The sequence below is a fragment of the Rahnella inusitata genome (assembly GCF_003263515.1).
Classification (GTDB): domain Bacteria; phylum Pseudomonadota; class Gammaproteobacteria; order Enterobacterales; family Enterobacteriaceae; genus Rahnella; species Rahnella inusitata.
On the sequence record NZ_JYDE01000025.1, the window covers coordinates 49024 to 69783 of the forward strand.

Annotated in this window: 17 protein-coding genes; 11 read left to right on the top strand and 6 right to left on the bottom strand. The window is 49.8% G+C overall.

Annotated features, from left to right (window positions below):
* Nucleotides 1-12 precede the first annotated feature (12 nt).
* Nucleotides 13-612: an acetate uptake transporter gene (gene satP, locus TU92_RS15950; protein ID WP_112168201.1), complete on the bottom strand. Its 600-nt coding sequence runs from the start codon at nucleotides 610-612 to the stop codon at nucleotides 13-15.
* 331 nt (nucleotides 613-943) lie between these two features.
* On the opposite strand from satP, the gene dnaK reads away from it, so the two are divergent.
* The 4 genes from dnaK (at nucleotide 944) to nhaR (ending at nucleotide 6455) form a co-directional block, all read left to right on the top strand.
* On the top strand, nucleotides 944-2845 hold the full coding sequence (gene dnaK / locus TU92_RS15955; RefSeq protein ID WP_112168202.1) for a molecular chaperone DnaK: 1902 nt from the start codon (nucleotides 944-946) through the stop codon (nucleotides 2843-2845).
* A 100-nt stretch (nucleotides 2846-2945) separates the two neighbouring features.
* Nucleotides 2946-4082: a molecular chaperone DnaJ gene (dnaJ, locus tag TU92_RS15960; RefSeq protein ID WP_112168203.1), complete on the top strand. Its 1137-nt coding sequence runs from the start codon at nucleotides 2946-2948 to the stop codon at nucleotides 4080-4082.
* A 235-nt stretch (nucleotides 4083-4317) separates the two neighbouring features.
* Complete coding sequence (gene nhaA / locus TU92_RS15965) at nucleotides 4318-5493, top strand: Na+/H+ antiporter NhaA (RefSeq protein WP_112168204.1); 1176 nt, start codon at nucleotides 4318-4320, stop codon at nucleotides 5491-5493.
* Between the two features lie 71 nt (nucleotides 5494-5564).
* Nucleotides 5565-6455 carry a transcriptional activator NhaR gene (nhaR, locus tag TU92_RS15970; protein WP_112168205.1) on the top strand — a complete coding sequence of 297 codons (891 nt, stop codon included), beginning with the start codon at nucleotides 5565-5567 and terminating at the stop codon, nucleotides 6453-6455.
* A gap of 80 nt (nucleotides 6456-6535) precedes the next feature.
* Here the strand turns inward: nhaR and rpsT are convergent, their stop codons facing one another.
* Together rpsT and TU92_RS22380 are read right to left on the bottom strand one after the other, a co-directional pair.
* A complete protein-coding gene (rpsT, locus tag TU92_RS15975; protein WP_056776784.1) occupies nucleotides 6536-6799 on the bottom strand; it encodes a 30S ribosomal protein S20 in 264 nt (87 codons plus the stop codon).
* A gap of 117 nt (nucleotides 6800-6916) precedes the next feature.
* On the bottom strand, nucleotides 6917-7060 hold the full coding sequence (locus TU92_RS22380) for a hypothetical protein (RefSeq protein ID WP_208640443.1): 144 nt from the start codon (nucleotides 7058-7060) through the stop codon (nucleotides 6917-6919).
* Between the two features lie 178 nt (nucleotides 7061-7238).
* On the opposite strand from TU92_RS22380, the gene ribF reads away from it, so the two are divergent.
* From ribF to ispH, 5 genes are all read left to right on the top strand, one after another.
* Entirely contained in the window at nucleotides 7239-8177 is a 939-nt protein-coding gene (ribF, locus tag TU92_RS15985) for a bifunctional riboflavin kinase/FAD synthetase (RefSeq protein WP_112168206.1), read from the top strand.
* A gap of 62 nt (nucleotides 8178-8239) precedes the next feature.
* On the top strand, nucleotides 8240-11056 hold the full coding sequence (ileS, locus tag TU92_RS15990) for an isoleucine--tRNA ligase (RefSeq protein ID WP_112168207.1): 2817 nt from the start codon (nucleotides 8240-8242) through the stop codon (nucleotides 11054-11056).
* A complete protein-coding gene (gene lspA, locus TU92_RS15995) occupies nucleotides 11056-11562 on the top strand; it encodes a signal peptidase II (protein ID WP_112168208.1) in 507 nt (168 codons plus the stop codon). Before ileS ends, lspA begins: the two co-directional genes overlap by 1 nt.
* A gap of 5 nt (nucleotides 11563-11567) precedes the next feature.
* Complete coding sequence (gene fkpB / locus TU92_RS16000; protein WP_112168209.1) at nucleotides 11568-12038, top strand: FKBP-type peptidyl-prolyl cis-trans isomerase; 471 nt, start codon at nucleotides 11568-11570, stop codon at nucleotides 12036-12038.
* Nucleotides 12019-12972 (top strand): 4-hydroxy-3-methylbut-2-enyl diphosphate reductase, encoded by a 954-nt coding sequence (gene ispH, locus TU92_RS16005; RefSeq protein WP_112168210.1) that lies wholly within the window; start codon nucleotides 12019-12021, stop codon nucleotides 12970-12972. Before fkpB ends, ispH begins: the two co-directional genes overlap by 20 nt.
* Before the next feature lie 71 nt (nucleotides 12973-13043).
* On the opposite strand, the gene TU92_RS16010 is transcribed toward ispH, so the two are convergent.
* From TU92_RS16010 to TU92_RS16020, 3 genes are all read right to left on the bottom strand, one after another.
* On the bottom strand, nucleotides 13044-13919 hold the full coding sequence (locus TU92_RS16010) for an SMP-30/gluconolactonase/LRE family protein (RefSeq protein WP_112168211.1): 876 nt from the start codon (nucleotides 13917-13919) through the stop codon (nucleotides 13044-13046).
* 147 nt (nucleotides 13920-14066) lie between these two features.
* Complete coding sequence (locus TU92_RS16015) at nucleotides 14067-15218, bottom strand: porin (RefSeq protein ID WP_112168212.1); 1152 nt, start codon at nucleotides 15216-15218, stop codon at nucleotides 14067-14069.
* Nucleotides 15219-15586: 368 nt separating this feature from the next.
* A complete protein-coding gene (locus tag TU92_RS16020; protein WP_167457475.1) occupies nucleotides 15587-16075 on the bottom strand; it encodes a hypothetical protein in 489 nt (162 codons plus the stop codon).
* Between the two features lie 837 nt (nucleotides 16076-16912).
* On the opposite strand from TU92_RS16020, the gene TU92_RS16030 reads away from it, so the two are divergent.
* Both TU92_RS16030 and TU92_RS16035 read left to right on the top strand, forming a co-directional pair.
* Nucleotides 16913-19057 carry a type I secretion system permease/ATPase gene (locus TU92_RS16030; protein WP_208640444.1) on the top strand — a complete coding sequence of 715 codons (2145 nt, stop codon included), beginning with the start codon at nucleotides 16913-16915 and terminating at the stop codon, nucleotides 19055-19057.
* Between the two features lie 37 nt (nucleotides 19058-19094).
* A complete protein-coding gene (locus tag TU92_RS16035) occupies nucleotides 19095-20528 on the top strand; it encodes an HlyD family type I secretion periplasmic adaptor subunit (protein ID WP_112168216.1) in 1434 nt (477 codons plus the stop codon).
* Nucleotides 20529-20760 lie beyond the last annotated feature (232 nt).

Consider the following 20760-nt stretch of genomic DNA (forward strand, 5'->3'; position numbering starts at 1 on the left):
GGCAGAGTTTAATTACGCAGCAGCAACCGCCGCGTTGACTGCGTGATTTTTCGGTTCACCGATAGGTAAGACGGTCCGGCCATACTGTTCGTTCAACACTTCTGCCATCGCCAGATAAATGGCGCTGGCGCCACAGAAGATGCCTTCGAAACCTGCAAAATGTAGGACGGTGGTATTGCCGGTCATGTTACCGAAGCACAGCAGGGCGAACAAAATGGTCAGGCTGCCGAAAACAACCTGCAAGCCACGGTTGGCTTTCAACGTGCCGAAAAACATGAATAAGGTGAAAACGCCCCAAAGTCCGAGGTATGCGCCGAGGAAACTTTCGCTGCTGGCGTCAGCCAGGCCCATGCGTGGCAGCATCAGGATGCCCACCAGGCTCAGCCAGAAAGCGCCGTAAGAGGTAAAGGCAGTGGTGCCGAAGGTATTCCCTTTTTTGAATTCCATCATGCCCGCCAGAATCTGGATCAGGCCGCCATAGAAAATGCCCATGCTGACGATAACAGCGGTCAGTGGGAAGAAACCTGCGTTGTGTAAATTCAATAAGATAGTGGTCATACCGAAGCCCATTAACCCGAGCGGGCCTGGATTTGCCAACGTTTTACTCTGCATAGATCCTCTGAATTAAAATATTACGAATAGATAACTGGGGGATATCCGCTTGCGAAATGGGTAAAAATCCCACATATCTTCAGAAGCGCGCGGCATCATAATGAGGTGGCGTCGGGTAAACATTGATCTGGCGTAACAGCAATTGAAGATTTTTTTTCATCTCGCCCCTTGATGCTGCGTTGCATGGCCCCATCTTATTCCCAACCGCAGTTGTTACCGTCGGTAAAGCCGCAATATCGGGCAGTTGAAATCGAACTATTGAAATCGAAAACATTGCCCGCATATACAGTAGCAACATGATCGAATATGAATTTTAAGTGGAGACGTTTAAATGGGTAAAATTATTGGGATCGACCTGGGTACTACCAACTCTTGTGTAGCTATTATGGATGGCACTACTGCACGTGTGCTGGAGAATGCTGAAGGCGACCGCACCACTCCTTCCATCATCGCTTATGCGGCAGATGGTGAGACTCTGGTGGGTTCTCCGGCTAAACGTCAGGCTGTGACTAACCCACAAAACACCCTGTTTGCGATCAAGCGCCTGATTGGCCGTCGCTTCCAGGACGAAGAAGTACAGCGTGACAAAGGCATCATGCCTTACCAGATCGTAGGCTCCGACAACGGCGACGCTTGGATCGACATCAAAGGTCAGAAAATTGCACCTCCGCAGATTTCTGCTGAAGTGTTGAAGAAAATGAAGAAAACCGCTGAAGATTACCTGGGCGAACCGGTAACTGAAGCTGTTATCACCGTACCTGCATACTTCAACGATGCTCAGCGTCAGGCAACTAAAGATGCTGGCCGTATCGCAGGTCTGGAAGTAAAACGTATTATTAACGAACCTACCGCAGCGGCACTGGCTTATGGCCTGGATCGCGAAGTGGGTAACCGCACTATCGCGGTATACGACCTGGGTGGTGGTACTTTCGATATTTCTATTATCGAAATCGACGAAGTTGATGGCGAAAAAACCTTCGAAGTTCTGGCAACCAATGGTGACACTCACCTCGGTGGTGAAGACTTCGATAGCCGCCTGATTAACTACCTGGTTGAAGAGTTCAAGAAAGAACAAGGTATGGATCTGCGTAACGATCCGCTGGCAATGCAACGTCTGAAAGAAGCCGCTGAAAAAGCGAAGATCGAGCTGTCTTCTGCTCAGCAAACTGACGTGAATCTGCCGTACATCACTGCGGATGCGACCGGTCCTAAGCACATGAACATCAAAGTGACCCGTGCAAAACTGGAATCTTTGGTAGAAGACCTGGTTAACCGTTGTATCGATCCGCTGAAAGTCGCGCTGAAAGACGCAGGTCTGTCAGTGTCTGATATTCAGGACGTGATCCTGGTCGGTGGTCAGACGCGTATGCCAATGGTTCAGAAGAAAGTGGCTGAATTCTTTGGTAAAGAACCACGTAAAGACGTGAACCCGGACGAAGCTGTTGCTATCGGTGCAGCGGTTCAGGGCGGTGTGTTGGCAGGTGACGTGAAAGACGTTCTGCTGCTGGACGTTACCCCGTTGTCACTGGGTATCGAAACCATGGGCAGCGTAATGACTCCGCTGATCACCAAAAACACCACTATCCCGACTAAACACAGCCAGGTGTTCTCAACTGCAGAAGACAACCAGTCTGCGGTAACCATCCATGTGTTGCAGGGTGAGCGTAAACGTTCGAGCGATAACAAATCTCTGGGTCAGTTCAACCTGGACGGTATTCAGGCAGCACCGCGCGGTCAGGCACAGATCGAAGTTACCTTCGACCTCGACGCCGACGGTATCCTGCACGTGTCTGCGAAAGACAAGACGACCGGCCGTGAGCAGAAGATCACCATCAAGGCATCTTCTGGTCTGACGGAAGAAGAGATCCAGAAAATGGTTAACGATGCCGAAGCGAATGCTGAGTCTGACCGCAAGTTCGAAGAACTGGTCCAGACCCGCAACCAGGCAGACCATCTGATCCACGGTACCCGTAAGCAACTGGAAGAAGCCGGCGACAAACTGCCAGCGGAAGACAAAACCGCAGTTGAAGAAGCCCTGAAAGCACTGGAAGTTTCTGCTAAAGGTGAAGACAAGGCTGATATCGAAGCGAAAATCCAGGCGCTGGTGCAGGTTTCCGGTAAGCTGATGGAAATGGCTCAGCAGCAGGGTCAGGCTGAAGGCGGCGATAACAGCGCTCAGAAAGATGATGACGTTGTTGACGCTGAATTCGAAGAAGTCAAAGACAAGAAATAATCGCCCTTAAGCGGGCACAGTAAGAGTTCATTACTGAAAACCAGCACGGGCGTCGAGGAAACTCTGCGCCCGTGCACGCATGTTGAGGGTAGGTTAAAGCATGGCGAAGCAAGATTTTTATGAGATTTTAGGCGTATCCAAAACAGCGGATGAGCGTGAAATCAAAAAGGCCTATAAGCGCCTGGCTATGAAGCATCACCCTGACCGTAATCAGGGCGACAAAGCTTCCGAAAGCAAATTCAAAGAAATTAAAGAAGCGTATGAAATTCTGACTGATGCGCAAAAGCGTGCGGCCTACGACCAGTACGGTCATGCAGCCTTTGAACAAGGTGGCATGGGCGGCGGCGGTGGGTACGGCGGTGGCGGCGGTGCAGATTTCAGCGACATCTTTGGTGACGTCTTTGGCGACATCTTTGGCGGCGGTCGCCGTCAGCGTGCGAGCCGGGGGTCAGACCTGCGTTACAACATGGATCTGACGCTGGAAGAGGCCGTTCGTGGTGTCACCAAAGAAATCCGCATTCCTACGCTGGATGAATGTGACGTCTGCCACGGCAGCGGCGCGAAAGCGGGCAGTTCTCCGGCCACCTGTCCTACCTGCCACGGTGCGGGCCAGGTTCAGATGCGTCAGGGCTTCTTCACGGTTCAACAAGCGTGTCCGACCTGTCAGGGACGCGGTAAGGTCATTAAAGATCCTTGCAGCAAATGCCACGGTCATGGCCGCGTAGAGCGTTCGAAAACCCTGTCCGTGAAAATCCCGGCGGGTGTGGATACCGGCGACCGTATTCGTCTTGAAGGTGAAGGCGAAGCGGGTGAGCATGGCGCACCGTCAGGCGATCTGTATGTTCAGGTTCAGGTAAAAGCGCACAAAATCTTTGAGCGTGAAGGCAATAACCTGTACTGCGAAGTCCCTATCAACTTCGCCATGGCTGCCTTAGGTGGTGAAATCGAAGTCCCAACGCTTGATGGCCGCGTAAGCCTGAAAATTCCTGCGGAAACGCAGACCGGCAAAATGTTCCGTATGCGCGGGCGCGGTGTGAAATCCGTCCGTGGCGGTGCTCAGGGCGATTTAATGTGCCGCGTTGTGGTCGAAACGCCGGTCAGCCTGAGCGACAAACAGAAGCAGCTGCTGCGTGATCTGGAAGAAAGCTTTGGTGGCGTATCGGGTGAGAAAAACAGCCCGCGTTCCAAAAGCTTCCTGGACGGCGTGAAAAAGTTCTTTGATGATTTGACGCGCTAATCAGTTCCTGACAACAGGCACTGGCAGTCCAGCAAAATCCCCGGCAGCGGTTCGCTCCGGGGATTTTTTTATGCGTGTTACGGACAACGCTATGGCAGGTTGAAAAATGACTCGTAAAAACCGAGCTATACTCCAGATATAATCGACTTTTTACGAGTTGATGGGTTATGTACAATTCGCGCATTCCATTGTGGCAATCCTTTTATCGCCACAGTTTTTCTACAGGAGAGTCAGAATGTCGAATTTAATTCGTCAGTTTTTACGCTTGGAAGCCGCAGGGGGGATCGTACTGATCCTGGCCGCCATCGTGGCATTAATCATGGCCAACAGTCCGCTACAGGGCGCTTATCAGGCATTTCTGGATATTCCGGTCACCGTGCGTTTTTCCGAGTTGCTGATTGATAAACCCCTTTTACTGTGGATTAACGACGGTCTGATGGCGGTATTTTTCCTGATGATCGGTCTCGAAGTGAAGCGTGAGCTTTGCGAAGGCGCGCTGGCGAACCGCGACCAGGCATTATTCCCGGCCATTGCTGCGGTGGGCGGCATGATTGTTCCGGCCCTTATTTACTTACTGTTCAACGGCAGTGATGAGATTGTCCGTCAGGGCTGGGCTATTCCGGCGGCCACTGACATTGCCTTTGCACTGGGCGTGATGGCGTTGCTGGGTTCCCGCGTACCGACTGGCCTGAAAGTCTTCCTGCTGGCACTGGCGATCATTGACGATCTCGGGGCGATTGTGATCATTGCACTGTTCTATAGCCACGATGTTTCCATGATGGCGTTAGGACTTTCTGCGGTTTGCATCGCGGCATTGGCTTTCATGAATTGGCGTGGGGTGACAAAACTGACGCCATATCTGGTTGTCGGCGCGGTGTTCTGGGTCTGCGTGCTGAAGTCTGGCGTTCACGCCACGCTCGCCGGTGTGATCCTCGGGTTCCTGATCCCGCTCAATACCAAAGATAAAAAACCATCACCGGCGCGTCGTCTGGAGCACGGTATTCATCCTTACGTTGCGTGGTTTATTTTGCCGGTGTTTGCGTTTGCCAACGCGGGCATTTCATTAGAGGGCGTTTCTGCTGCCGGTGCTTTCTCCCTGTTACCGATGGGTATCGCTGCCGGATTGCTGTTAGGTAAACCGCTGGGCATCATTCTTTTCAGCGGAGTAGCGCTGAAATTGGGTGTGACCCGTATGCCATCGGGCATTACTTTTAGCCAGATAGCCGCCGTTTCCGTGCTGTGCGGTATCGGCTTTACGATGTCGATTTTCATCGGCTCACTGGCCTTTGCTACGCGTGATCCTGCACTGCTGACTTACGCAAAAATGGGCATCCTGATGGGCTCTGTTGCTTCTGCGGTATTGGGTTACATATTGCTCAGTCGTTCTTTGCCTAAAAAAGCCCTCAAATAGTGATGAACAGGCTGCATGCGCAGAGGCATGCAGCCTGATGCAGACTTCATATTTCTGGAGCGGATGAAAACATGCCTCATATTAACTACAACCATTTGTATTATTTTTGGCACGTCTGTAAATCAGGTTCTGTCGTAGGCGCCGCTGAGGCGCTCTATCTGACGCCACAGACCATCACCGGGCAGATTAAATCGCTTGAGGAACGGTTAGGTGGCAAACTTTTCAAACGTCAGGGCCGCGGTCTGGTGCCCTCTGAGCTGGGGCAGCTGGTATATCGCTATGCCGATAAGATGTTCACCCTCAGTCAGGAAATGCTGGATATCGTTAACTATCGCAAAGAGTCTAGCCTGTTGTTTGACGTGGGTGTCGCCGATGCGCTGTCGAAACGGCTGGTCAGCCGTGTGCTGAAAGCTGCCGTGCCGGACAACGCACAAATTCATTTGCGATGTTTTGAATCCACCCACGAAATGCTGCTGGAACAGCTGAGCTTGCATAAGCTGGATATGATTCTGTCGGACTGCCCGGTGGATTCAACGCAGCAGGAAGGTTTGTTCTCCGTCAAGCTGGGCGAGAGTCCGATCAGCTTCTATTGCTGCAATCCCCCTGCGGGTGTCGATTTTCCTGCTTGTCTGGAGCAGCGTCCGCTGCTGATCCCCGGGCGTCGTTCGATGCTGGGACGAAAATTGCTGAACTGGTTTAATACGCAGGGATTGAAAGTGAACATTCTCGGTGAGTTCGATGATGCGGCACTGATGAAAGCGTTCGGGATGAACAACGATGCAATATTTGTCGCGCCAGCGATTTACTCTTCTACTGAGTTTCAGGATGAAAAAATTGTTGAAGTGGGGCGCGTGGAGGGGATTCTGGAAGAGTACTACGTGATTTTTGCCGAACGTATGATCCAACATCCTTCGGTTCAGCGGATTTGTCACACTGACTTTTCGGCGCTGTTTGAGTTGTAGTTAACGCAGATACTCAAATTTTAGGTATAAAAAAACCGGCGTAAGCCGGTTTTTTTATCAAGCATATCAGCGTAATGCAATTATTGCATTGCGTTGATTTGCGCAGTCAGATTTGACTTATGACGCGCTGCTTTGTTCTTGTGGATCAGGCCTTTACAAGACTGACGATCCACAATTGGTTGCATTTCGTTAAATGCATTTTGTGCAGCAGCTTTGTCGCCTGCTGCAATAGCCGTGTATACCTTCTTGATAAAGGTACGCATCATTGAACGGCGGCTCGCGTTATGCTTACGACGTTTTTCTGACTGTACGGCGCGTTTCTTAGCTGATTTGATATTAGCCAAGGCCAACTCCCAAATATTTTTCTATTGATGAACAATTCAAAGGCCGAGGAATATGCCTTTTCGGTCTTCTGTTGTCAACGGATTTGTGCAAATAAGCGGCGTTTTAAAGCGTGAACTTTACACGTCGCTTGTTACGTTGTGATGGCGCAGGATTTTAACAGCTTCCGGCATCGGAATACAGTCTTTCGCGAGAAAAATCGACAGGAGAGTGTACAAACTGCCCACGGCGGCCATTAACGCTTTGTTTCTGCGAAAAGTCACGCATTCCCTGCTCGAAAGGAAAGATTTTCATCGCCACGCCGCCATTTGAACCGCAATATCTGCCGTATGCAAGAGAGAATGGTGTGATCCTGCGAATCGCTGGTTAACCTTGCGGGCTGTACAAGGTATAATCCGCCGATTTCCATCTTTATGAGTCAGCATTGGATTTGAGCCAGCTATGGAGCTAATTCGCGGAATACACAATATTCGAGCACGCCATCATGGATGTGTGCTGACTATTGGCAATTTTGATGGTGTACACCGGGGCCATCAGGGCCTGATCGAACAGCTGAAGCTGGAAGGTCAGCGTCTGGGGCTGCCGGTAATGGTGATGATTTTTGAACCACAGCCGCTGGAACTGTTTGCGGGCGATAAAGCCCCTGCACGGTTAACCAGCCTGCGTGACAAAGCCAAGTATCTGGCCGAGTGTGGCGTAGATTATCTTTTATGTGTGCATTTCGACCCCCGGTTCGCTGCACATATGGCGCAGGCGTTTGTTTCTCAGCTGCTGGTCGAAAAGCTGGGCGTCAAATTCTTGACCGTCGGGGATGATTTCCGCTTTGGTGCGGGTCGTCTGGGCGATTTTGAGCTGTTGCAGAAAGCCGGGAAAGAGTATGGCTTCGAAGTGATCAGCACCCAGACCTTCCGTGAAGGCGGAAATCGCATTAGCAGCACTGCTATCCGCGATGCGCTGCGTGACGATGATTTAGCGCTGGCCGAAAATTTACTGGGCCATCCGTTCAGTATCTCAGGGCGGGTCGTCCATGGTGATAAGCTGGGGCGTACTATTGGGTTCCCGACGGCCAACGTGCCGTTAAAGCGCGTGGTCTCACCGGTTCGCGGCGTGTATGCCGTAGAAGTTCTCGGCCTTGGCCCGGAACCTTTGCCGGGCGTTGCCAATATTGGCATTCGTCCGACGGTCGGTGGCGTGCGCAAGCAGTTGGAAGTTCATCTGCTCGATACCACATTAGATTTATACGGGCGCCACATTGACGTGGTGCTCCGCGCAAAATTGCGCAATGAACAGCGTTTCTCCTCGCTTGATGCGTTAAAGCAACAAATTGCGAACGATGAGGTGACGGCCCGGGAATTCTTCGGGTTAAAGACACCACGCTAAACTTGTACTGACAGGCGTGTCACAACGCCTGGAATCCAGCCGAAAAACGGAACCGAGAATCTATGAGTGACTACAAGAACACCCTGAATTTGCCGGAAACAGGGTTCCCGATGCGTGGCGATCTGGCCAAGCGTGAACCTGACATGCTGAAGAATTGGTATGACCAGGATCTGTACGGGATTATTCGTGCTGCCAAGAAAGGCAAGAAAACCTTTATCTTGCATGACGGCCCTCCGTATGCGAACGGCAGCATTCATATTGGTCACTCAGTAAACAAAATTCTTAAAGACATGATCGTTAAGTCCAAAGGACTGGCGGGCTTCGATGCGCCGTATGTTCCGGGCTGGGATTGTCATGGTCTGCCGATTGAACTGAAAGTTGAACAGCTGATCGGTAAGCCGGGCGAAAAAGTCACGGCGGCGGAATTCCGTGAAGCCTGCCGCAAGTACGCTGCTGAACAGGTTGAAGGTCAGAAGAAAGACTTCATCCGTCTGGGCGTGCTCGGTGACTGGGATCATCCGTACCTGACCATGGACTTCAAAACAGAAGCCAACATCATTCGTGCCCTGGGTAAAATCATCGGCAACGGTCACCTGCATAAAGGTGCGAAACCTGTTCACTGGTGTACCGATTGCGGATCTTCATTGGCTGAAGCCGAAGTCGAATATTACGACAAAGTGTCTCCGTCTATCGACGTGACGTTTAATGCGACGGATGCCGCCGCTGTTGCTGCGAAATTCGGTGCCACTGCTTTCAATGGCCCGGTTTCTCTGGTCATCTGGACCACCACCCCGTGGACCATGCCAGCTAACCGCGCGATTTCACTCAACGCTGAGTTCTCTTATCAGCTGGTGCAGATTGAAGGTCAGTGCCTGATCCTGGCTACCGATCTGGTAGAAAGCGTGATGAAGCGCGCCGGTATCGCTGAGTGGACTGTGCTGGGCGAATGTAAAGGTGCGGATCTTGAATTGCTTCGATTCCAGCATCCGTTCCTCGGTTTCGATGTTCCGGCGATCCTTGGCGATCACGTTACTCTCGATGCCGGTACTGGTGCTGTACATACCGCACCTGGCCACGGTCCTGATGACTTTGTCATTGGCCAGAAATACGGTCTGGAAGTCGCAAACCCGGTTGGACCGAACGGCTGCTACCTGCCGGGCACTTATCCGACGCTGGATGGCAAATTCGTCTTTAAAGCGAATGATCTGATCGTTGAACTGCTGCGTGAGAAGGGCGCACTGCTGCACGTTGAGAAAATGAACCACAGCTATCCGTGCTGCTGGCGTCACAAAACGCCGATCATCTTCCGCGCTACGCCACAATGGTTCATCAGCATGGATCAGAAAGGTTTGCGTCAGAAGTCTCTGGAAGAGATCAAAGGCGTGCAGTGGATCCCTGACTGGGGTCAGGCGCGTATCGAAAACATGGTCGCTAACCGTCCTGACTGGTGTATCTCCCGCCAGCGTACGTGGGGCGTACCGATGTCTCTGTTCGTGCATAAAGATACCGAACAGCTTCATCCGCGCAGCCTTGAGCTGATGGAAGAAGTGGCAAAACGCGTGGAAGCCGATGGCATTCAGGCATGGTGGGATCTGAACCCTGAAGAGATTTTGGGTGCAGACGCTGCCGATTACGTCAAAGTGCCGGATACGCTGGACGTCTGGTTTGACTCCGGTTCCACGCACTCCTCCGTTGTGGATGTGCGCCCTGAGTTCAACGGTCATTCACCGGATCTGTATCTGGAAGGTTCTGACCAGCATCGCGGCTGGTTCATGTCTTCTCTGATGATTTCTACGGCGATGAAAGGCAAAGCGCCTTACAAACAAGTACTGACTCACGGTTTCACCGTCGATGGTCAGGGCCGTAAAATGTCTAAATCCATCGGTAACACCATCGCGCCTCAGGATGTGATGAATAAGCTGGGTGGCGACATCCTGCGTTTGTGGGTGGCATCTACGGATTACACCGGCGAAATCGCCGTGTCCGACGAAATCCTCAAACGTGCTGCCGATTCTTATCGCCGTATCCGTAACACCGCGCGCTTCCTGCTGGCGAACCTTAACGGTTTCGATCCGGCGCTGCACAGCGTGGCACCGGAAGAGATGGTTGTGCTGGATCGCTGGGCGGTTGGCCGCGCGAAAGCTGCACAAGACGAGATCATTGCTGCGTACGAAGCCTATGATTTCCACGGTGTTGTTCAGCGTCTGATGCAGTTCTGCTCGATCGAAATGGGTTCGTTCTATCTGGATATCATTAAAGATCGCCAGTACACCGCGAAGAGCGACAGCGTTGCGCGCCGCAGCTGCCAGACCGCGCTGTATCACATCTGCGAAGCACTGGTTCGTTGGATGGCGCCAATCATGTCCTTCACTGCCGATGAAATCTGGGCTGAACTGCCAGGTCATCGCGAGAAGTTCGTCTTTACTGAAGAATGGTACGACGGTCTGTTTGGCCTGATCGGTAACGAATCCATGAACGATGCGTTCTGGGATGAGCTGCTGAGAGTGCGTGGTGAAGTGAACAAAGTGATCGAACAGGCGCGTGCTGATAAACGTCTGGGCGGTTCTCTGGAAGCAGCCGTGACCTTATATGCAGACGACGCGCTGGCAACAGACCTGCGTTCTCTGGGTAACGAACTGCGTTTTGTGCTCCTGACTTCCGGTGCGAAAGTCGCCGCGCTGTCTGAAGCTGATGATTCTGCGCAGGCCAGCGAATTGTTGAAAGGACTGAAAATTGGTCTGGCGAAAGCAGAAGGCGAGAAGTGCCCGCGCTGCTGGCATTTCACCACTGATATCGGCCAGAATGCGGAACACAGTGACATCTGTGGCCGTTGTGTGACTAACATTGCCGGTGACGGCGAAGAGCGTAAGTTTGCATAATGACTAAACCTTTCTGTTCTACCGGACTCCGCTGGCTTTGGCTGGCGGTTCTCGTCGTTATCGTCGATCTCGGCAGTAAGTTTCTGGTCATGGGGCATTTTCAGCTCGGTGAGTCCATGCCGCTAATTCCGTTCTTTAATCTGACCTACGCTCACAATCCGGGCGCGGCGTTCAGCTTCCTGGCGGATAAAGGTGGCTGGCAGCGCTGGTTCTTCACGGCGATTGCGCTGGTTATCGTGGTGGTGCTGCTGGTGCTGATGTACCGCAGCAGTGCAAAGCAGCGTCTGAATAACATCGCATTTGCGATGATTATTGGTGGCGCGCTCGGCAACATGTTTGACCGTATGGTGCACGGCTTTGTGATCGACTTTATCGATTTCTACGTGAACGACTGGCACTACCCGATCTTTAATCTGGCCGACAGCTTTATCTGCGTCGGCGCAGTGCTGGTCGTGCTGGAAGGTTTCCTCGCGAAACCTAACGAAGCGGCGAAGACCAAAGGATAAGAAATATGTCTCAACAGGTGAAACACGACAGCGCCGTGCTGGTACATTTTACGTTGAAGCTGGAAGATGGCTCGACGGCAGAATCTACCCGCGCCAATGGAAAACCTGCGCTGTTTCGCCTCGGCGACGGCAGCCTGTCTGACGCGCTGGAAAATCAGCTGACCGGATTGAGCGTTGGGGACAAGCATGCTTTCACGCTGTCCCCGGAATCGGCTTTCGGTACCAAAAGCCCGGATCTGATGCAGTTCTTCTCGCGTCGTGATTTCCAGGAAACAGGGGTGCCGGATGTCGGCACCATCATGCTGTTCAGCGGTCGTGACGGTAATGAAATGCCGGGCGTAGTACGTGAAGTGACAGAGGATTCTATCACTGTCGATTTCAATCATCCGCTGGCGGGACAGTACATCGATTTCGATATCGAAGTGCTGGAAATCGACCCGCAACTGGAGGAGAAACATGCAGATATTGCTGGCTAACCCACGCGGTTTTTGTGCGGGTGTTGATCGCGCCATCAGCATTGTTGAACGTGCGCTTGAGCTTTATGGCGCACCGATTTATGTGCGTCATGAAGTGGTACATAACCGCTATGTGGTCGACAGCCTGCGTCAGCGCGGTGCCATTTTCATCGAGCAAATCAGCGAAGTGCCGGACGGCTCAATCCTGATTTTCTCCGCTCATGGGGTTTCCCAGGCGGTGCGGGCAGAAGCGAAAGAACGCGACCTGACGATGCTCTTTGATGCCACCTGTCCGCTGGTGACCAAAGTGCATATGGAAGTGGCACGCGCCAGCCGTAAAGGCACTGAAGCGATTCTGATTGGCCACGCCGGTCATCCGGAAGTTGAAGGCACCATGGGCCAGTACAGCAATCCGAAAGGCGGCATGTATCTGGTCGAGGCGCCGGAAGATGTTTATAAATTGCAGGTGAAAGATGAAAACAACCTGTGCTTTATGACGCAAACCACGCTTTCGGTGGATGACACGTCGGCCATCATTGATGCGTTGCGCGATCGTTTTCCGAAAATTATCGGGCCGCGTAAAGATGATATTTGCTACGCCACCACTAATCGTCAGGAAGCCGTACGAACGCTGGCCGATGACGCGGACGTGGTGCTGGTTGTTGGGTCGAAAAACTCCTCCAACTCCAACCGGCTGGCGGAGCTGGCTCAGCGCGTAGGCGTGCCTTCTTATCTGATCGACTCTGCCGCGGATATTCAGGAAAGCTGGCTGAAAGATGCCAAAAGCATCGGCGTCACTGCGGGGGCTTCCGCTCCGGATATTCTGGTGCAGGATGTGATCAGCAAGCTGAAAACCTTTGGCGGGGTGGATGTGATTAACATCGAAGGGCGCGAAGAGAATATCGTTTTCGAAGTGCCCAAAGAACTGCGTGTGGATGTGAAACAGATCGACTGATTTGTTTCTGGCATCGTGCATAAAAAAACCGGCTCAATCGTGGCCGGTTTTTTATGCGCGTTCTGGCCGCTTTAACCCTTTTGCAGTTTGAAAAGATTCTGCGGCACACCCACCGTTGACGTTTGTACATGCAGCAAAGCACCTTCCAGTGCATGCGGTGCATCCAGATTTTTACGTGCCGATGTGATGTACAGATCGGTCATGTCAGGACCTCCAAAAGTACAGCAACTCGGCTGCGTTACAGGTACCGGCACGGTATCGAGAGTAAGCAATTCACCCTGATTGATTTGCTGGCGTAACAAACATTTCGATCCCCAGCAGGCGGTGATCATCCACCCATTTTGCGCCAGCGCTGAACCATCCGGAGATTTATCGCCGGAAGAGAAGCAGGAGATTTTCTGCGGATTAATGCGGCGTGCGTTAGCAGAGTAGAAGCGGTTTTTCTTCGTATCAGCAAACCAGACTTTGCCTTCATACCAGACCAGGGTGTTGGTGATCCCCACGTTATCAAGCATGATTTCAGGCGCATCGGTTCCGGCTTCATAGCGATACCAGGCGCCATTATTTTTTTCCTCTTTGATATCCAGCGTGCCAAACCACAGCGAACCGTCCGGCGCGATCGCGGCTTCGTTCGGTCGTGTGCCTTCTGCACCGGGATACCCGCACAATGTCTGGCGGCTCTTGTTTTCGTAATCGTACAAATGGATCCCATCCTGAGAGACGAGTAAAAACAGATTCCGTTTCTCCGTCATCAGAACGGCGCTGGTCACGCTGGGCAAGTCGTGGATTTCAGTTTTCCTGGTCTCAGGCCAGTAGCGCAAAACGCGCTGAGCCAGAATATCGACCCACAACAATGATTGAGTGCGCTGGCACCAGACGGGCGTTTCACCTAATTCGGCTCGATAATCGCCAATGGCGGTCACGTCGGACCGGAATAATACGGACATCGTAAAGCTCTCCTTGAAGGATAAGATGTGGCTGTATTCAGTCTAGTCCGGCTTTGACCGCGTGGGATAGGAGAAAAGGTGTAAAAATAAAGGGCCGGTACGTTAATAAGACGTAAAACCGGCCCCTGAACTTACAGCTTTTAAGATTTAGAAATCGTATCTCAGGCGAACGAGGTTCATGTCACCACGGTCATCGGTGGTGGAGCTAAACACGTGTTCGTAATCGACGCGGAAACCGTAATCCATCTGAACAGACAGACCCAGACCATTATCGATACGCTGATAATTACGGCCAGTGACGTAAGTCATACGGTCGCCCATGAAGTACGGCTGAACGGTTTTCACTGCGTACTGATTGATTGGGAATGCGTAGCCCAGGAAGTATTCCAGACCGTAAGCGTCGCCCGCAAAGTAGTTATTATCCGTTTTCTTTTTGGTGGTCAGGAAGTTGTTGTAATAACCCCCACCGAAAGAGGCTGTCCAGTTGCCCGGTTTCCAGCTCAGCGCAGTACCGACAATATTCTGGTCGTAATTCGTGGAGCTGTGCTGACCAGGGTTTTTCATTTCTGCGTTGGTATAGTTATACGCAGTACCCCATGTCAGATCTTTTGTGATGTGGTAGTCCACACCCAAAGAGCCGCCGCCTTTACGTTTGTAACGCAGACCGTCGCCTGTCAGCAAATCGTTATCGGAGAACAGGTAAGAGGCGTAAACATCCGCCGAACCGAAGGTGTTTTTGTATTTCAGCATTTTACGTGAACGGTAAGACCCGTCGTAATCGCCGTTCACACCATTGCCTGGCGCCTGGCCGAGCATATCGTAATCCCAGATATCGGTTTTGGCACCGACCACATCGTAGTACACGCTGTTTTGCTGACCATAGGTCAGCTGACCGTAGGTTTTGCTTTTCAGGCCAGTGTACAGCTGACGACGTGTGGTGTTGTGAGCGCCATCTGCGTAGTGATCGTCCCAGCCCATCAGGGCAGGGAAGTTCACACCCAGTTCGTAGTAGCTGACCCAACTGATATCATCAAACAGATAATAATCAGCGGAGAAACGGAAGCGGGAGCCGCCGTCGAAGCCATTATTTTTATACGAACCCTTGTCTTTATCGCCGGTTTCCATATTCCACTGTGGACGAATACTCCCGCCAATCTGGAAATTCAAACGGCTCAACGGATCGTTAGGTTGTGGATCTTGTTTGATCAGGGTGATTTCTGCGTGTGAAGCAAAAGAGGCCAGACCGAATAACAGGCCAGCCGTCGCCACTTGCGTGACTTTGTTTAATTTGAAGTTCATATAAGTCCCTGTGCCAATCCACAGTTTGAAATAACTACCTGTTTTTAAGTCACTAACAGTGAGATTGGCCGTGTGTGTTTTTGTATTTTCCCCTCACTCATAACAATCTGGTAAGGGTGAAGACGCGCCTCATACCTTCAGGCTACTTAATTTTCGACCGGTCAGAAATTAAATTTCGCCGGTTAAAATTAGCTGGCTATTTATTATCATATTCATTGATTTAATCAATATGATTTGGTGCCATATAATAAAAAATTAATGATTCAGATCCGAAAATCTGCGCAATTGCTGGATTTGTCTGCGATGGCTGCCGTGCGAGGGAGTGAGAAGGGTTCCCCTGAGCAATGCTCTCAGGGGAACTTATTGAGTTAAGAATGTGACCAGTAATCTGAACTGTTGATCATCTGCATACTTGCCTTCATCTGGTTGGGTTGCATTGCCGTGACGCTTTGGCCGGCTGCAAATACCGCCATCGCATCAACCAGTTGCTGTAGCTGAGTAGCTTCCTGGGATTGCCTGTCAGCGACGCTGATGACTTTGTTTTGCCAGGCAGAACCAGAGAACCAGTTATCAAGGATCACAGAATAATTAGATCCTATTTCGCTGATCATTAAATGGCTATTGCTGGGTGAGAACCAAAGATCCTGAACGCCGGTATCGGTGATTTGGGTCGAATCAACATCTCTTGAATTTTGCTTGCTGTCAGTGACAACATCGTGATGATGACCTTTGGCAAAGAGGTATGTGTCAGAGCCCGCACCGCCGAAAAGTGTGTCGTCACCGGCACTGCTGGTAAATAAATCCCATGCTGACCAGCCGGTGAGTTTGTCTTTTCCTTCGGTACCGTTGACCACCATAGTCATGGCTTCGAGATTAGCCAGGCAGATAGGTATTGTGTGTTTTTCGTTAAATGCAATATAAACAGAGCTCTATTGATTCTATTTATGTAACCTCCGAGCGTCTTGTCTTCTGATTCTAAATCAACAATGGAAACTACTTTTTTATTTTTGAGATCAAACACAGTAACTTTACCAAAGAGCATTAATAATATCATTATTAATTGTTAGTGCTTTATTGTTATCGTTCTCTGGAAAAATTCCAAAAAATAATCATCAGGATCATCTACCTTCAAAATTATCTTACTTAAATCTAAGTTTTTTCTTAAATAACCAGTTTTTTAGTCGACGATAAACTATCGTTAGGTTGTGGAGTGGAGGTGAGTATTTCCTCTTTTAAACATGCAGGTTTTATTGTAAAAAGTGTGGAATCTCTGGGTTTTTCCGCTGCAAAACCATGAGTTGAAGAAACGAAAGCAGTAAACCTGCACAGAGTGATTTTGTTCTGGCGTTCATCATGATGAAGTACCTTGTAAATGTGATTTAATAGTTAATAGCTAGTTCCATAGCGTCTTTTGGATATATTATGTATGTCTAAAATATAAATGTATTAAATTATTAATGCCAGAATGTATTATTCTTGATTCTGTGATCTTTATCTCTCAATTAGTCACCATGCTTATTATTGTTTTGTATGGTTTATGCATATACATATATAAATTACTATAGATTAAAAATACACGGGGAATTAGTCAGTTAAATGTTGAGTTTGAAGTGGGTTTTAGTTTTAAATACGCTGGCTTAAAAAGTGCTTCAGGGATGCTTCAAACCATTTTATAGGGAATGAATAAAACTAATATGTTTTCGTATGAAAATGAACTCAGCACAGCGCCGAAAATTCAGCCTGATTTTTCTTTATCTGCATTGGTTATTCTTGCTCAGTATCACGGCATAGCTGCCAATCTGGAGGATATCAAGCACCAGTTCAGTGATGAAACAGGTTCTCTGTCTTCTACTCAGTGGTTATTAGCAGCAAAATCAATAGGCCTGAAAGCAAAGTTAATCAATAAAAAAATTGATCGCCTCCATTTGATCAGCTTACCCGCAATGGTGTGGAGCGATGATGGCGAGCATTTTATTCTGGCTAATATGGATAATGATAAGTATTTAATACAGGACATTGCGGCAGGTCATCCGGTTGTACTGTGTCGTGAGGAATTTGAACAACGCTACACCGGTAAACTGATGCTGGTGACATCCCGGGCATCGGTACTGGTCAGTCTGGCCAAATTCGATTTCACCTGGTTTATTCCAGCAGTGATTAAATACCGTAAGATTTTGTTAGAAGTTCTGGCAGCCTCCGCCGTTATTCAATTTTTTGCCCTGATAACCCCGATGTTTTTTCAGGTAGTGATGGATAAAGTCCTGGTGCACCGCAGTTTCAGTACGCTGGACGTGGTCGCTGTGGCGCTTTTAGTCATCGTATTATTTGAAGTCACGCTTGGCGGCCTGCGAACGTATATTTTTGCCCATACTACCAGCCGGATAGACGTCGAGCTGGGGGCTCGGCTCTTTCGTCATCTCTTTTCCCTGCCGCTGGCCTGGTTTGAAAAGCGGCGCGTAGGCGATACCGTTGCCCGTGTGCGTGAGCTGGAACAAATACGTAATTTCCTCACCGGTCAGGCCCTCACCTCGGTAATGGATCTCTGCTTTTCATTCATCTTTCTCATCGTGATGTGGTTCTACAGTGGCTGGCTGACGCTGGTTGTGCTCATCTCGCTGCCTTGTTATGCCATCTGGTCCGCTACCATCAGCCCGGTATTGCGAGCCCGTTTAAACGAAAAGTTTGCGCGCAATGCGGACAGCCAGTCATTTCTGGTGGAGTCGGTGACGTCTGTTGGCACAATTAAAGCGATGGCGGTTGAGCCTCAGATGACGCGTAACTGGGATCAGCTGTTGGCGTCATATGTTCATGCGGGTCTGAAGGTTACCCGGCTGGCGACCATCGGACAGCAGGGTGTTCAGCTTATTCAAAAACTGGTCATGGTATCAACGCTGTGGCTGGGCGCACGGTTGGTGATTGGTGGCGATTTAACGGTCGGGCAACTGATCGCTTTTAATATGCTCGCCGGGCAAGTGGCAGCACCGGTTATTCGCCTCGCTCAACTGTGGCAGGATTTCCAGCAAGTCGGTATTTCAGTAGCACGGCTTGGGGATATTTTGAATACGCCTACGGAACAAACTGCCAGCCGTTTAGCCTTACCTGAAATCACAGGAAAGATAGATTTTGAGCAGGTAAATTTCCGCTATCGGCCTGAGGGTTATGAAGTATTAAGGGATCTGACGCTGACCATTAATGCCCATGAAGTCATCGGCATCGTAGGCCGTTCAGGTTCCGGGAAAAGTACGCTGACAAAACTGGTGCAACGTTTATATGTGCCCGGGCGCGGAAGGGTGCTGGTTGATGGGAACGATTTAGCACTGGCTGACCCGGCGTGGTTACGACGTCAGATAGGCGTGGTGTTGCAGGACAATGTTTTATTAAACCGTACCGTGCGGGAAAATATCGCGCTATCCGAACCCGGTATGCCGTTGGAGAGAATTATTAATGCTGCAAAACTGGCGGGTGCCCATGAGTTTATTATGGAACTGGCGCAAGGATATGACACCGTGGTCGGAGAGCAAGGTGCGGGGCTTTCTGGTGGGCAGCGGCAGCGTGTGGCGATTGCAAGAGCGCTGGTCGGGGAGCCAAAAATCTTAATACTGGACGAAGCGACCAGTGCTTTAGACTATGAGTCTGAACGGGCGATTATGCAGAATATGCAGGCGATTTGTCGTCAGCGTACAGTGCTTATTATTGCCCACCGTCTTTCGACCGTCCGTTTCGCGCAAAGAATTATCGCCATGGATAAAGGCGAAATTGTCGAACAGGGAACCCACGAAGATCTGTTGCAAATAGAAAATGGTTATTACCGTTTCCTGCATGATCTTCAATCGGCGTGATTTTTTTTAAAACATTAAAATTCTATTCATCATAAATATGAAAATTTTTATTCATGCATCAAAAGAATTATGCGGTAAATATTATCGGGTATGGCGAGAGATCTGGAAATTACGAACCCGCTTAGATCCGCCGAAGCGTGACGGCGATGAGCGGGTATTTCTCCCTGCGAACCTGGAAATTACAGAGACGCCGATTTCTGCCGCGCCTAAATATATTGCACGGACAATTATATTTTTTACGATTATTGCTTTCCTGTGGGCCCTGATTGGGAAGATTGATATTGTGGCGGTAACACAAGGAAAAACAATTGTTACGGGGCACAGTAAACAAATTCAATCGCTGGAAACCTCAGTTGTTAAAAATATTTATGTCAAGAACGGGGATTATGTCCGTGCAGGGCAAAAAATTATTGAGCTAAGCGGAATTGGCTCTGACAGTGACTCTGAGCAATCCAGGCGTGCTTTGGAAGCGGCGCAGCTGACAAAATTGCGTAACGATGCCCTGATGGACGTTATAGAGAAAGGCGGAGTGATAAAAATTGATAAATCTGAAGCCAGACTAGCGGGATTAAAAGAACCCGAGGTGATAGCCGCAGAGGAATTAGCGAGAAATCAATTCGAGGCATGGTCGGCGGAGAATGACAAGTTACAGGCGATTCTCAGCCAACATTTAGCAGAGTTGCGTTCTAATCAGGATCAGGTTCATAAACTTGAGCAAATAAAAAAAATAGAACTACAACGTTCAAAAGATTATCAGGCGCTTCTTGAAAAGAAATATCTCTCTCAGCATGAGTATTTTGAGCAGGACAGTAAGACTATTCAGAACGAGCATGATCTCAGAAGTTTGCGCAATCAAACGCAACAAATTGAAGAAAGCATTCATCAGGCTGAACAGGAAAAACGCCTGAATATTCAAACGTTCCACCGCGATACGCTGGACGCACTTCGTGAGGCTAATGAACAAATTCCTCAACTGCGCGGGCAACTGGAAAAGGCGGAGCAGCGGCAGTCGCTGATGAACCTGAAGGCACCGGTTGACGGAACCGTGCAGCAAATGGCTTTTCATACGCTGGGTGGCGTCGTTATGGAAGGGCAGGCAATCATGACAATTGTCCCTCTCGACGATAAAATTGAAGTTGAAACGATGATCGCCAATAAAGATATTGGTTTTGTGAATGTGGGTCAGGATGTTGTCGTCAAAATTGAATCTTTTCCTTATACCCGTTACGGTTACATCACGGGTAAAGTAACCAGCGTCAGTTTTGATGCGATCGAAAATGAGAAGCTGGGATTAGTTTTCAGCGCAATAGTCTCGCTCGATAAAAATTACCTGCTGGTTGAAGGTAAGCGGATTAATCTGGTCGCGGGCATGAATGTCAGCGCTGAAATCAAAACAGGTAAACGGAAAGTCATCGACTATCTCCTTAGTCCGCTGCAGACCAAAGTGGATGAGAGTTTTAAAGAACGCTAGTGCATGATGGTGTTTATTCACAAAAGTGAATCGTTATGCGAAGTGGCTTTTTGCGCATTTTTTCAGCCTTTTTCTCTATTAGTTCCAGTTTGGCTGTTTGGTTAACACAAATCATTTAAGTTGGTAACCTTAAATCAGATGCTTTTTACTGATATTAACCAGCCTGTATCATAATTTTCTAATTATGAGGCAATTTTGCTGGCTACCCGATAACAGGGTGGCTAACCTGATT

Coding starts and splice junctions, on each gene's coding strand:
- ileS (WP_112168207.1), top strand. CDS start 8,240: ATGAGTGACTACAAGAACACCCTGAATTTGCCGGAAACAGGGTTCCCG.
- fkpB (WP_112168209.1), top strand. CDS start 11,568: ATGTCTCAACAGGTGAAACACGACAGCGCCGTGCTGGTACATTTTACG.
- dnaJ (WP_112168203.1), top strand. CDS start 2,946: ATGGCGAAGCAAGATTTTTATGAGATTTTAGGCGTATCCAAAACAGCG.
- nhaR (WP_112168205.1), top strand. CDS start 5,565: ATGCCTCATATTAACTACAACCATTTGTATTATTTTTGGCACGTCTGT.
- TU92_RS16035 (WP_112168216.1), top strand. CDS start 19,095: ATGAAAATTTTTATTCATGCATCAAAAGAATTATGCGGTAAATATTAT.
- ribF (WP_112168206.1), top strand. CDS start 7,239: ATGGAGCTAATTCGCGGAATACACAATATTCGAGCACGCCATCATGGA.
- lspA (WP_112168208.1), top strand. CDS start 11,056: ATGACTAAACCTTTCTGTTCTACCGGACTCCGCTGGCTTTGGCTGGCG.
- satP (WP_112168201.1), bottom strand. CDS start 612: ATGCAGAGTAAAACGTTGGCAAATCCAGGCCCGCTCGGGTTAATGGGC.
- TU92_RS16010 (WP_112168211.1), bottom strand. CDS start 13,919: ATGTCCGTATTATTCCGGTCCGACGTGACCGCCATTGGCGATTATCGA.
- dnaK (WP_112168202.1), top strand. CDS start 944: ATGGGTAAAATTATTGGGATCGACCTGGGTACTACCAACTCTTGTGTA.
- TU92_RS16020 (WP_167457475.1), bottom strand. CDS start 16,075: ATGGTGGTCAACGGTACCGAAGGAAAAGACAAACTCACCGGCTGGTCA.
- ispH (WP_112168210.1), top strand. CDS start 12,019: ATGCAGATATTGCTGGCTAACCCACGCGGTTTTTGTGCGGGTGTTGAT.
- nhaA (WP_112168204.1), top strand. CDS start 4,318: ATGTCGAATTTAATTCGTCAGTTTTTACGCTTGGAAGCCGCAGGGGGG.
- TU92_RS16015 (WP_112168212.1), bottom strand. CDS start 15,218: ATGAACTTCAAATTAAACAAAGTCACGCAAGTGGCGACGGCTGGCCTG.
- TU92_RS16030 (WP_208640444.1), top strand. CDS start 16,913: ATGTTTTCGTATGAAAATGAACTCAGCACAGCGCCGAAAATTCAGCCT.